At 39.5% G+C, this 12994-nt stretch carries 10 protein-coding genes and 2 tRNA genes; 1 reads left to right on the forward strand and 11 read right to left on the reverse strand.

Annotated elements, in window-relative coordinates:
* Nucleotides 1–48: 48 nt before the first annotated feature.
* The 7 genes from RE476_RS04345 to RE476_RS04380 all read right to left on the reverse strand — a co-directional run bounded on the left by RE476_RS04345 (nt 49) and on the right by RE476_RS04380 (nt 10330).
* Nucleotides 49–3315 carry a putative Ig domain-containing protein gene (locus RE476_RS04345; protein ID WP_309309183.1) on the reverse strand — a complete coding sequence of 1089 codons (3267 nt, stop codon included), beginning with the start codon at nt 3313–3315 and terminating at the stop codon, nt 49–51.
* Nucleotides 3316–3886: 571 nt separating this feature from the next.
* The gene (locus tag RE476_RS04350; RefSeq protein WP_309309184.1) at nt 3887–4459 is read right to left on the reverse strand and encodes a hypothetical protein; all 573 of its coding nucleotides are present in this window, start codon (nt 4457–4459) and stop codon (nt 3887–3889) included.
* A complete protein-coding gene (locus RE476_RS04355) occupies nt 4449–5204 on the reverse strand; it encodes a hypothetical protein (protein ID WP_309309185.1) in 756 nt (251 codons plus the stop codon). Before RE476_RS04355 ends, RE476_RS04350 begins: the two co-directional genes overlap by 11 nt.
* A gap of 12 nt (nt 5205–5216) precedes the next feature.
* Nucleotides 5217–5435 (reverse strand): hypothetical protein, encoded by a 219-nt coding sequence (locus RE476_RS04360; RefSeq protein ID WP_309309186.1) that lies wholly within the window; start codon nt 5433–5435, stop codon nt 5217–5219.
* Nucleotides 5436–6198: 763 nt separating this feature from the next.
* Nucleotides 6199–8244 carry a cation:proton antiporter gene (locus RE476_RS04370; protein WP_309309187.1) on the reverse strand — a complete coding sequence of 682 codons (2046 nt, stop codon included), beginning with the start codon at nt 8242–8244 and terminating at the stop codon, nt 6199–6201.
* A gap of 355 nt (nt 8245–8599) precedes the next feature.
* Nucleotides 8600–9973 carry a DEAD/DEAH box helicase gene (locus RE476_RS04375; RefSeq protein WP_309309188.1) on the reverse strand — a complete coding sequence of 458 codons (1374 nt, stop codon included), beginning with the start codon at nt 9971–9973 and terminating at the stop codon, nt 8600–8602.
* Nucleotides 9974–10252: 279 nt separating this feature from the next.
* Nucleotides 10253–10330: transfer RNA gene (locus RE476_RS04380), tRNA-Glu, on the reverse strand.
* 360 nt (nt 10331–10690) lie between these two features.
* Here RE476_RS04380 and RE476_RS04385 point away from each other — a divergent pair.
* Nucleotides 10691–11458 carry a hypothetical protein gene (locus tag RE476_RS04385; protein WP_309309189.1) on the forward strand — a complete coding sequence of 256 codons (768 nt, stop codon included), beginning with the start codon at nt 10691–10693 and terminating at the stop codon, nt 11456–11458.
* A 227-nt stretch (nt 11459–11685) separates the two neighbouring features.
* On the opposite strand, the gene RE476_RS04390 is transcribed toward RE476_RS04385, so the two are convergent.
* The 4 genes from RE476_RS04390 to RE476_RS04405 all read right to left on the reverse strand — a co-directional run bounded on the left by RE476_RS04390 (nt 11686) and on the right by RE476_RS04405 (nt 12952).
* Nucleotides 11686–11763 (reverse strand) — tRNA-Glu (locus RE476_RS04390).
* A 67-nt stretch (nt 11764–11830) separates the two neighbouring features.
* Nucleotides 11831–12181, reverse strand: coding sequence for a helix-turn-helix transcriptional regulator (locus RE476_RS04395; protein WP_309309190.1), 351 nt, complete (start codon nt 12179–12181; stop codon nt 11831–11833).
* 19 nt (nt 12182–12200) lie between these two features.
* Nucleotides 12201–12425, reverse strand: coding sequence for an LSM domain-containing protein (locus tag RE476_RS04400; RefSeq protein ID WP_309309191.1), 225 nt, complete (start codon nt 12423–12425; stop codon nt 12201–12203).
* Nucleotides 12426–12550: 125 nt separating this feature from the next.
* Nucleotides 12551–12952 carry a DUF3467 domain-containing protein gene (locus RE476_RS04405; protein WP_309309192.1) on the reverse strand — a complete coding sequence of 134 codons (402 nt, stop codon included), beginning with the start codon at nt 12950–12952 and terminating at the stop codon, nt 12551–12553.
* Nucleotides 12953–12994: the final 42 nt, after the last annotated feature.

Genomic DNA, 12994 nt, shown 5'->3' on the forward strand with positions numbered 1-12994 from the left:
AAAATAATTGATGACCACTGAAGAGTGATAGTGGCCATCATTACCCAATTACTTCCTTCTCATGTACAACATTAACACAAATCCAAGCACACTAGCTGTGACTAACGGATGAGCCGTTGGTACTTCGTGAATAGGATTATTATCATCAGACGGAATGTAACCATAGTAGCTACTTGGATCTATGTCTGAAACTATCAAGCCATTATACTCAGCAGTAAGCTGGGCTTCATTTGTGTACAGACCGTATTCAGCAGTTCCGTAAAGGAGGTACTCGACTGTTTCACCAGGGTTCAAAACATCCTTTGTGCCCACAAGTCCTTCTTTGTCATCCACGATTTCGATGTTAACCAGTGGGACTCCTCCAGTATTTGTGACAATATACTTCCAGGTGACAGTTTCACCTACCGGAATGTAGACACTTACGGGAGTGTCAGAATCATGCCCATTGGTCAATTTCTCGATGCTAATGGAAGGAACCTGTGAAATGACGTTAGTTTCGTCGGTTGCAAGGAATGTGGATGTTTCTTCACAATCAAACATAGCACAGCAGATAATCTCTCCGGTGCAGTTATCATTTACCATTACAGTAACAGTAATAACACCTGATGCGTCTTTTGGAACATCCCCAAGATACCAGGTAATGGCACTTGCATTCTCGTCGAATACACCATTATCCGAAGCAGACACAAAGGTCACACCGTCAGGCAATCCATTGGTTATTACAGCTCCATGGAGATCCATACTCATCCTGTTGTCATAGCTGATCTCATAGGTCACCTCAGTATTAGGAGTTATCACTTCCAATCCATCGGATATTTCCAGAAGCATGGTAGGGGTTACTTGTACTATGATGTTTATCTTTTGGGAATCAGTTAACGTACCATCAGTGACTGAGAACTCAACTATATACTCACCCACGTCATCAAATCCTGGTGTCCAGCTAAATTCGTTTCCAACCAGTTCACCAAATGAAGCATTGGTTGAATATACCAAGACATCTTCTGGATCGGGATCGATTGCTGAGATCGTGAATATCAGCGATTCATTCTCATTTACCGTCTTGTCACCAATCGTATCCATTGCTGGAGCCCTGTCAACATTTTCCACTGTTATTGTGATAGTTTCTGAGTCATTCAGAGAGTTTGCTACTACAATGAACTCAACATCATAATTGCCAGAATCATTGTATCCGGGTGTCCAACTGAACTCACCGCTTACATCATCAAGGGTGGCTCCGGTGGGTAAACCATTTGCAGTGTATGTTACAGCATCACCGTCAAGATCTGTTGCTAAGATAGTGAAACTGAGAAGCTCATTCTCATTGACAAACTTGTTACCAATCGGATCGATTTCAGGAGCTCTATCAACATCCCCAACACTTATTGTGATAGTTTCAGAATCTTCAACACCATTAGCTGTTGCAATAAACTCGACAGCATAATTACCTGCTAAACCAAATTCAGGAGTCCAGGTAAACTCACCGCTTACGTCATCAAGGGTAGCTCCAGCAGGCAAACCTTTTGCGGAGTATGTCACAGTATCGCCATCTGAATCAGTTGCTAAGATCGTGAAACTTAGAAGTTCATTCTCATTGGCAACCTTATTACCGATTGGATTAAGTTCAGGGGCTCTGTCGATATTTTCAACAGTTATTGTGATAGTTTCGGAATCTTCAACACCAAAAGCTGTTGCAATGAACTCGACATTATAATTGCCTGCATCATTATAATTCGGAATCCAGCTGAACTCACCGCTTACATCATCAAGGGTAGATCCGGCAGGCAAACCATTTGAGGAGTAGGCTACAGTATCACCATCAGGGTCTGTTGCAGAGATAATGAAACTTAAAAGTTCATTCTCATTGACAACCTTATTACCGATTGGATCAAGTTCAGGGGCTCTGTCGATATTTTCAACGCTTATTGTGATAGTTTCGGAATCTTCAACACCATTAGCTGTTGCAATGAACTCGACATTATAATTGCCTGCATCATTATAATTCGGGATCCAGCTGAACTCACCGCTTACATCATCAAAGATGGCTCCGGCTGGCAAGCCATTTGCAGAGTATGTCACAGTATCGCCATCAGGGTCTGTTGCAGAGATCATGATACTCAGAAGCTCATTCTCATTAACCACTTTATTACCAATAGAATCAAGTTCAAGTGGCCTATCAATATTGTTAACTTTTATGTTTACGATAGTTGAGTTTTCTAATTCTCCATCCGATACTTTGAACATTACCATATAGGTACCGTCCTGGGAATAGGAAGGTGTCCACTCAAATGTCAATGTAGTAGCATTGAAATTAGCACCCGGTAATGCTTCCAGACCTACTGCAGAATAGGTAAGTGTATCACATTCCTGGTCACTTGCAGCAACATTGAATGAAAGGTATTCATTTTCATCAACTTCAAGGTCATCGATTGCATCGAATACAGGAGGAACATTGTTTACAAGCACTTGGTCTTGACCTTCAATGGCGAATTCAATACTGGCACCTCCACTTGAAGGAAGGAGCTTTCCAACGGTTTTTCCGGAAATAGAGTATTCACCGAAGCAGATATTCTCAGGGACGGTAACATCATAAATGATTGTTGCTGTGGTTCCGGAAGGAACATTTGACATTATGTTTGACCACACCCATTCATTCTGACTCGGAGAATAAGTGAACAGACCAGAGTTATTTTCAGCAATAACCCAACCTTCAGGAACGGTTTCCTGAACTCCAAGCGTCACAAGCTCTTCTGCCGTGGTCAGTTCAATAAGAACACTAAAAATATCCCCGGGATTTACAGATGTCTGTGAGAGTGTTCTTACACCTGAAATCGCATCACCCGAAGATGAAATGCTAATCAGATCGTCACCAAGAGTATCATAAACTATCGAAGTACCTCCATTGTCTGGAGTTTGTTTTCCAAGAGTCTTACCAGATATAATATAATCTCCTGGCAAAGCACTTGCAGGGACTGTAACATCATAAATGACCGTTGCTGAAGTTCCGGAAGGAACATTTGACATTATATTAGACCATACCCATTCATTCTGACTTGGAGAATATGTGAACAGACCTGAATTATTTTCAGTAATAGTCCATCCCGAAGGTAAAACCTCTTGTAACCCAATTGTCACAAGTTCTTCTGCTGTACTTAGATCAATAACAACAGTGAAGTTTTCACCGGGATTTACGGTTGTTTTTGAAATCTGTCTGGTTGCTGTAATTTCACCTGAAGCTAATACGGGAATCGAAAGCATCAGTAAGGAAAACACAATCAACACGCTTATTTTGATACATTTATGCTCCACACAATACATTGTAAACCACCCATTGAATTAATTGAAAATAGTAAATCCACCTGCAGTTACTGCGAATGATCACCTTCTTTTACTTCTGTTGCTGAAATCACTCTGAATTCAGATTTTCCTTCAACCACACGTGCAGGCATCGAGAATATTATCAGTATAATAAAAATCAGTATGACAAAGTACGCCCTCAACTTATCAAAAATATATTTCATACCCCAACCAACTTTCTATTATCTAATAATTTTATCATAAAACCCATTAACATCCTACTATATATTGAATTTGAAGTAATATTCTGTAATAATGTTCTGAAGAAAAACTCAGTGTTGGATTTTTTAGCAATTGTTTGAACGACAACTTAGAAAATATAATATCGATAGTGTGTTATGATTATGGAATTCTTAAGTCAGAGTTGACAAGTTCCTCGGGTACGACACTGTAAACCAGATAAAAACAATACAAGAAAAAGAATATAATCTCGTGGCTATCGCAATAAATGTTTAAGTTTCAGAAGATAGCCACTAAAACATATCAATGTGTTCATATTTTACTCAAGCTGAGAATCTTTCCTGCATATAAATTATCCAAACCTCCAGCTATAAATCAAGTCCTGCAACCTAACAAGATCAATCAGTTCACCAGTAGAAGTATCAATACCAAATCTCCAACAATAGATAGCATCCTGTAACTCAATCAGGGTAATTGCTTCGCCACCGTCAGAATCAGGGTCGTTCCAGGGATTCCAGTCGTTGACTTCATCAAAAGCATCTCCCTTTGTCATATCATACACATTGATAGCATCAGCATATTTCACAACGATGATAACGGGTTCACCTAAAAGATGACCGATGTTAGCCGTATCTTCAAGTGAATAAACTGATTTCGTATCAGCATATTTCACAACGATGACACCGGGCTCGCCGGAGAGATAACTGATATTCGTAGTACCTTCAAGCGAATAAACTGATCTTGTGTCAGCATATTTCACAACGATGATACCAGGTTCACCGGAAAGATGCTCCACATTGACAGCATCCGTTAAATCCAGCTCCCATACGGTATCTGCATTTACAACCAATATCTCTTCCGCATTGACCAGAGCCATGTTCATCAGGAATAACAAAAAGATTATTCCCACGGCTTTAGTCTGCATACTCCAGCACCAATCCTACTCTTCCTGTTGCATAATTATCTGTTTGTATCATTACTGTTTGTTCTACACCATTCTGGACCTGTCCGGTAAAGGAGCCATAATTTGAGTCGGTTGTAGCTAAATAACTAACTTGGACTCCATTTAAATACGCATAACTTTTGCCGTAACCAGCATTACTTGGGTAGCCATCGATATTGTAGTGAGACCAATCAACAGCATATGTCTGAAAAATGGTCGGGATAGTAAATTTGAAGAAATTTTCTCCACCTTGAACTGATTCAACTATGATCATCATATTCTTTGCATCTTCATACCTGAAATCATAGTATTTTATCCCACTAGAAGTTCCTCCGACGCTTGTAGCCATTATTCCTATAGCCTTGCTCAATGTGGTGGAAGTTATTGCTTCACCACTGTAATCTGCCCATGGCAATATCCAGCTTGATGGCCTTTCACTTGGATAGTAAGCTACCACCCATCCATCTGTACTCACATACACATGTGGATATTCTTCTTCGTCATGTACGTCAAGGGCAACCGTACCTATCACATAATCCGAGGTTTCCCTTTCAATAGTTGCAAAAGCAGATTTTGCAGATTCCAGATTAATGCCGCTTGGTTTAGCCTGCACATATGCAGAAATTCCAGCTTCATCAGCCGGGAAGTCAACTGCTGCACTGGCACATCCTGTTAATGCAAATAACACAAGAAGTGCAAAAGACAATATCATTGCTTTTCTTATCATCCTATCTCAACCCTATTCTATGAATGGGGGTTTTTCAAGGGATATGGAGACCGGACCTGCTGATTTATTCGTTTCATTTAAATTTGCAGCAGTTTCATTGATGGTGTTGCTTTTAGACATGGTTTCATTCACACTTGTATCCTGTTTATTATCTATATCAGCAACTACCGAGATTGCCGCAAGTAACAGTATTACTATAATACCACTAAATAAAAATTTGTAGCTACTCATCACTAAATCCCCAATCCAACCCCAAAAAATTATACACAGCCACACTAAATTTCTAAGCATTATATAATTTTTATAGATAATAGAAGTGTGAAGGACGTTAACCTTTTGGAAACTATTTTACTGAATAAAGATACTTATTTACATCTTGTAACAGCTCTGTAGAAAAACTATTTCTTATTTTATTTTAACTTGCTAATTTAAAAAGGATTAATCCCTCTTAGCATCATCTGACAACGAAAACACATGTGAAATGATTGTGTTTTGTCTAATAAGCATTTAAAGTTTGTTGATACAGCGTTAGCTGCATCATAAAACTCATATATTCAGATCTATAGTTGCAAATATTCTAAAAGGAAATATGTACAGCATCAGCTACTGACTTTGGTTTTATTGAAAGAATATCTTAATGGGGCTTATCAATATAGGGTAGAAATTGTGGAAGTGGTGGATAAAATCAGAGAGATAATTGGACTTAAACAGGTTACACACCTTGCTATAAAATTTCGTTATCTCCTGTTCATTTTATCTTTTTTGTCTTTTGATTGTTTTTCCACCACACATCAAAATAATATATGATGTAGGCATTCTACAGATCCGAAATCAGAGAAAAACTCAAATTGAGTTTACCTTTTTGAAGATAAACATGAAACACTATTAATAACTCTCTTAAATATATGCGTGGACCGAATTTCTTGGCAAGCAGACGGCCCTTTAATATTTTTAACTATCTCTTCCTGTTATTTTCTCCTGCTTTACGTGATATTTACCGAAGGAGGAAAATATTGTGATCTGCTTTATCATCATATCTTTCTTTGGATGGTGAATAAGCTATTATAAGATTACAACTGAAAAATGTAGTAATACGTCTCGGTAGCACTTGTAATATCGAATGCCACCCCGGAGTGTCACGGCGAGCACTTGCAATTATTATTAGCTCATTTTTACATTCACCTCTTGCATCCAGAGAACCTACAAGAGCTTCCCATCCTTCAATATCTTCAAATGTGATGGAAATATCAGAACCTGACCCATTGAAAAATTCCTTATATTTTTCGGGTTTATCATCCACCACTATAGCTTTCACTGGTGCTGATGTCTGTTCAGCTATTCTTTTTATGGAATCCGCTACAGAACAAAAACCCGAATTATGATCCATACCAGGTGGGATTATAAGAGTGATTCTCTGCGTATTGCACAAAGGAATCCTTATCATTGAAACAAGCACAAGTTCCTTAGTTCCCCTTAGTACCTGGTCAATGACCGAACCTATAATACCCTCCTTTAGGGAATGGATACCATCCCAGCCTATTACGGTGGTTGAGATTCTGTTCTCAAGAATCGCTCCCATTATACCGGAAGCTACGTTGTAGCCAAGACGTACATGAGTTTTTACAGGAACTTCAGTACATGCAGCATAATTAGTGGTTTCCATAAGCATTTTCTCAGCTTCAGCAACCTTTTTTTCAGAATTATCACTATCATATTTTACAACAGAAAGTACATGCAACGGTTCACTTGATCTTTTCTCCCGAATCATCAGGGCTAAGTCCATTAAAAGTTGCTTGTAAGCAGATTGCGTCGAAAATGAAACAAGTATACGGGAGTCTGTTTCCTGAAGATGGCATGTGACACTCTCTGCAAGAGAGACCCTGTGACCATAAATCTCAACAATCTGAGGACTTATTATCCCGACGATAAGTATCATTATCACTACGGCATTTACCAGACCTTCATTGAAAAGACCGGCTTCAAAACCGACTAACACAATTGCAAGTGCTGCTGCAGCATGGCCAATAGACAAACCGAACATGCTCATTATCTGATTCCTATTATAGCGGTATATTTTCCCTGTAAACCATGCAGCTCCAAACTTGCCAATGAACATAGCGCCTATCATCCAGAGTGCCACGCTGAGCTGGTTCCCTCCTTCAAAGAAAGAATGGATATTTGTAAGCATTCCTACTGAAAAAAGGAAGAAAGGTATGAACAATACATTTCCAGCGAACTCTATCCTGTTCATGAGTGGACTGGTATTTGGAATGATACGATTAAGCAAAAGGCCGGCCAGAAAAGACCCAATAATAGGTTCAACTCCGGCAATTTCTGCAAGATATGCAAGTATAAATGCTATAGCTAACACAAAAAGAAATTCAAAATAACTCTCATCTGTAAGTTTACTGAAAAACAATCGTGCAATGCGAGGTACAATAAACAACGAGCCTACAAAGAAAACAGTCAGCCCGAAAAGCAATCTGATCCAGAAGAATAAATCAAGGCTGCCCTCTAGAGAAGAAATCACAACAGCAAGAATCATCAAGGTCATTGTATCAGTAAGTAAAGTAGCTCCAATCGCTGCAGTGATGGCCTCATTGTTGACGATTCCAAGCTTCTTGATAACGGGATATGCAAGTAAGGTTTGTGAAGCAAACACGGAAGCAAACAGGAGGGCTTCAATGAAGGGCAGACCCAATACATAATATCCTGCAGCAGTGCCTGCAACCTGTGGAATTAAAAATGATAATGTGCCAAAGACCAAGCTCCTATCTATCTTCTCAATGAACTTATTAATATTAATCTCCAGTCCCGCTATGAACATAAGATAAACAAGACCAATCTCACCAAGAAGGACTATGGTCTCATCCCTCTCCAATATATGCAACGCATTGGGACCGATCAATGCACCGGCAAGGATCACACCAATCATCCCGGGTAATCTAAATGATTTGAATAGGAGAGGTGCAATAAGGAACACAAGCATAGACAACGCGAAAATCAGCACGGGTTCATGTAGAGGGATCGACGGGAACATGTCCATTCACCATAATTATCAAGGTATATTTGAATGCAAAAAGACTCATATTAGTGATTACGCAACTAATACCTATGTATAGGTGAGCTTCATAATATAAAGTAGTAATGATGTTACTACTGCCTATTGTTCTGACACTTCCTATGATTGCCGGAAAAGTCCAGGCCCTACAACCCAACTTTGACATTCAAAATAATAAAAGTGTTCTTAGTTTTTGCTTAATCGATTAAGATGCAACAAAACATAAGAAAGAATGTGGCTACTCAGGCAAGAAAGCAAAAATAATATCAGGTATTATGATTTCGGTCCATTTATAGAACCGAAACCTGAATACTGAAATATTCTTTTAATAGAACTACTGGCGGCCTCTTGAATGACCTGGGCTTCGTGAAGCAGAGTGGTTCTTAGTAGCTGTTTTACTGCCACCCCTATTGCTCCTATTGCCAGTACTGCTGCTAACCTTGTTCACGCTCTTACCCTGGCTTGGCCTTACGCCCGTGGATTGCATAGGCTTGGATTTATTAGCTTTACCTTCGCCCTTTTTACCTCGGCCCTGACTTCTTTTAGGTCCGGAGCTTCCCCTTGGTTTTCCTTGCTGTCTCGGGGCTGGCTTTGCTTCATCACCTGTGGCATTTCTTGCCTTTTCTGAATGATAATTATGTTCAGCAACCTCAATATCCATTCTGGTGAGCTTTTCAATACTTCTAAGGAAATCACGCTCATCTGCGGAACAGAAAGAGAATGCAGTCCCATCAGCTCCTGCTCTTGCAGTACGCCCTATACGGTGCACGTAACTCTCAGAGACATTTGGCAGGTCATAGTTTATGACGTGTGATATGTCAGGAATATCAATTCCACGAGCTGCGATATCCGTTGCAACCAGCACACGAAGATGTCCTGACCTGAAATCCTGAAGTGTCTTTGTACGGTGGGTCTGGGACTTGTTACCATGAATAGCATCAGCAGGAACCTTGTTCTTGTTAAGCGTCTGAGCAACCTTGTTAGCACGGTGCTTTGTACGTGTGAACACAAGAACACATTCCAGATGTTTGCCTCTCAGGAGCTGCAAAAGTAATTCGTTCTTATCCTCAGAATCCACGAAGAATACGAACTGTTCTATGCGCTCTACTGTTGTCGCCTGCGGAGTTACCTCTACTGTAACAGGATTGGTTAGCAATTTCCTGGCAAGTGCAGATACTTCCGGGGACATAGTGGCTGAATAGAAAAGTGACTGACGGTTATTTGGCAGTAAGTCAACGACCTTGTACACATCATTGACAAAGCCCATGTCAAGCATCCTGTCTGCCTCATCAAGGACAAAATACTCCACACCGGATAGTCTTACATGTCCCTGGTCGACAAGATCAAGCAACCTGCCAGGAGTCGCCACAAGGATATCTACGCCCCTTGAGAGAGCTCTTACCTGCGGACCCTGGCCAACGCCACCAAATACGACTGTGTGCTTGAATCGTGTGAACTGGCCATATGTTGCAAAACTATCTCCGATCTGTGCTGCAAGCTCTCTGGTGGGTGCGAGTACAAGAACACGTGGTTTTCCAGGACGTGGTGACTTGTATGATGCAGACATGTTTTGAAGGATTGGTAATGAGAAAGCAGCAGTTTTACCTGTACCTGTCTGAGCGATACCGATCATATCCTTACCACTTAACAAATGTGGTATGGAGAGGTTCTGTATCGGTGTAGGAGTAGTGTACCCTTTTTCAGACAAAGCCCGCTTCAGCGGGTGTATTAAATTAAGATTATCAAATGACACGTATACCTCGGAATTACGGTGCAAAACTCATTGAAAATTGAATTCGACCAATTTTCCCAGAGGGATACACCACCAGGATAAAAGCCGAGCTTTTTAATTGATTCCGCACAGTAAAAAATCTAAAGATTGAATTTTAATTGAATATTACAAAAAGCGACATCTATACAATAAAAGTCAGATAATTATTGTTTTTCAAGAAAACATGAACTCTAGAAAATTACTTGATGATTTGTATGGTGCTCCGGCCGGGATTCGAACCCGAGTCTTCGGCTCGAAAGGCCGGAATGATTGGCCGGACTACACTACCGGAGCACGTTGATTTCGCTTTAGTGAAGCGACTCCAACATGGCACATATAGTTATTAAACCTTTCGCTTGCTGTATGGTTCCGTACAGTAAAAATCTATAAATTGAATTTTAATTGAATTTTACAAAAAGCGATATCGAGATAGTTAAAAGGTTGCTATTTTAAAAAAACATGAGCGTTAACTTTAAAGTATTATTTGAAAAATAATAGGAGTTACTCTAGCCAGGAGTGACAGCATAATGATTATAACCTCATAGATGAATTTGTTTTCTTAATTATTGGGGTTTGGTTGCGTGGATGGTCTGTGATTTTAAAAATATCTATCTCCACATAATTTCTTATATCAATTAATGTATTACTATATTTATGAAGTTAACTGCTCTTAAAAGTGAAGATGTAAACAATCATTTAGGTGAATGCCTCAATTTTAGAATAAATGGAACTCCTGAACGTAAAAGATATTCCTCTTATGACTACTGTTATAATTATTTCAGAGATTTCTATGTAGATGGTAATAAAGAAAATCTCACAAATGGGAACAATTTACATATGGGGTGCCTTCATTTAGGACATTATTTGGCTAGCTGGGGAATGTACCGAGGATCAGGTGCATTGCATCGTCGAAGCTTTAGAATTTATGAAGGGTTAATAAAAAGGATATCTGAAGAGGTTACGTTATGGGAAATTGATGTGGAAGACTATTGTTACAGTAGAAATGACGCAAATATAGATACCATAAAAGCCATCAATGATTTTAAGGAAGATGTTAAAAAACTTCTCTCTGATGATTATAATGAAATAAAAACCTATAAATGTATAAATTTTGATTCAAAACTGGTGCATAAATCACTATCAGTGAGTGACATTCTTTCTAGTAAAATAATGATGGGTGTTTTTGGGTGCGTCCCTGCTTTTGACAGTTATTTTAAAAGTTCGCTGGTTAACAATAAATTTAATGAAAAATTATTTAATGAAATTTATGACTTCTATGATAAACATAAGATATTGTTAGACAAATATCAAAAAGACTTCAAAACACTTGATGTGAATGGAGGGCTAACACAGCATACATACAAAAAAGCAAAAATGATAGATGTAATTGGTTTTCGCATTAAGGAACAAAAAGAAGGCTGACCTCTTTTTCAACCAATTGAACCAAATCCAAACCTTGAATAATGCGAACGTGGTATGATATTGCGCTTTCAGAATAAATTTGGTAGTGAACACTTATACAATGTGTAGACTCCACACGATTGTTGATTAATGGGCAAAGTGACCTCGTGAAGCAATAGCTCATATAAAAAATAAATCATATCTCTATGTAAATCAAACCAAAATAAGTGAGATTTTATGTAAGAAATTGGTGCTCCGGCCGGGATTCGAACCCGAGTCTTCGGCTCGAAAGGCCGGAATGATTGGCCGGACTACACTACCGGAGCACGTTGATTTCGCTTTAGTGAAGCGACTCCAACAAGGTATATCTAGTCATTAAACCTTTCGCTCGAATCAGCATTTTTCCTCTGTTTCCTCATTGTCATTAAGATTTGCAACCCATGCAGTAAGCTTCCAACATGTCTCTGGCTGACATGCATCCCTGCAACCTGCACAAGGTGAGAACATATCCCCGGATAACAGGAGATCAAAACAAGGCCTTTCTTCTTCCTTGACTTTAAGAAGATAAGTCCGGGCTCCGTTAGAGACAGCTTGCTCCCGGATGATAAGATCATCGTCCAAAAGCTTCGACACAACCCTAGAGCATTTACGACTGTCGATGTCAAGCATTTTCCAGAGTTCATTCTGGAAAACGCCTTCCTTACTGTCGCGAATAATGTTTAATGCATCTTCTTCGACACTCATGTTAGTTTCCACTGGGTGTTTATTCTTCCATCGGAACAACAAGAATAATATTATTTCCACGCAATACGACAGAGCCAAGGGATCTCAGACGCTCGCCGTTTGCTATCTCTACAGTATCCACCATATGCAGGTTCATGTAATCATCAGCACTTTTTAAAGTTCCTTCGAGGAGGTGAAGGTCACCTTTCATCTCTACCTGGACTTTGGATCCAACTAATTTCTGGACTTTCTTACTAGGGAACAAAATTAATCCTCACTTTCATTTAAAAGAATAATATTTACCTGTATGCCATTCTATTTTCAGGCTAATTAAAATAGCCAATATCGTATTTATTCTTGGCGATTTGCACATAAATACTTGATGCAGGGTCACATATAACCCTGTAATTCAGTACTATCCTGCACAGCATCCGGCTTTTTAGCCTTTATGCCAACCTGGGGTTTTGTAATTGGGCCAAATGTAGCTTCATAGTTCTGTATATGCTGATTAAGCCAGCGTACAAGTTCAACAGTTGCCAGAGGGGAAAGTATAACCTCAGTCTCAAGCCTTCTCTGAATGACCTGCTCATCGCCTTTCTTGCTCACAGCCATGGGCATATCATTGTAGAACCCGATCCTGAAATCATATGGACTGTGTCCGCCCACTGCGCCAATGGAGTAGACCTGCTTAAAATCATCAGGTTTATGTAATTCAATTCTGACATTCTTCTTTTTCTTTATCTCTTCAGGTTTATCGGTCATCTTGTCACCTTCGTTTTTTTCTGTGTCCATATAATCACATCCTCAATAGGCTTCTATCTGCAGACATAACTT

The organism is Methanolobus mangrovi, from assembly GCF_031312535.1.
Lineage (GTDB): Archaea > Halobacteriota > Methanosarcinia > Methanosarcinales > Methanosarcinaceae > Methanolobus > Methanolobus mangrovi.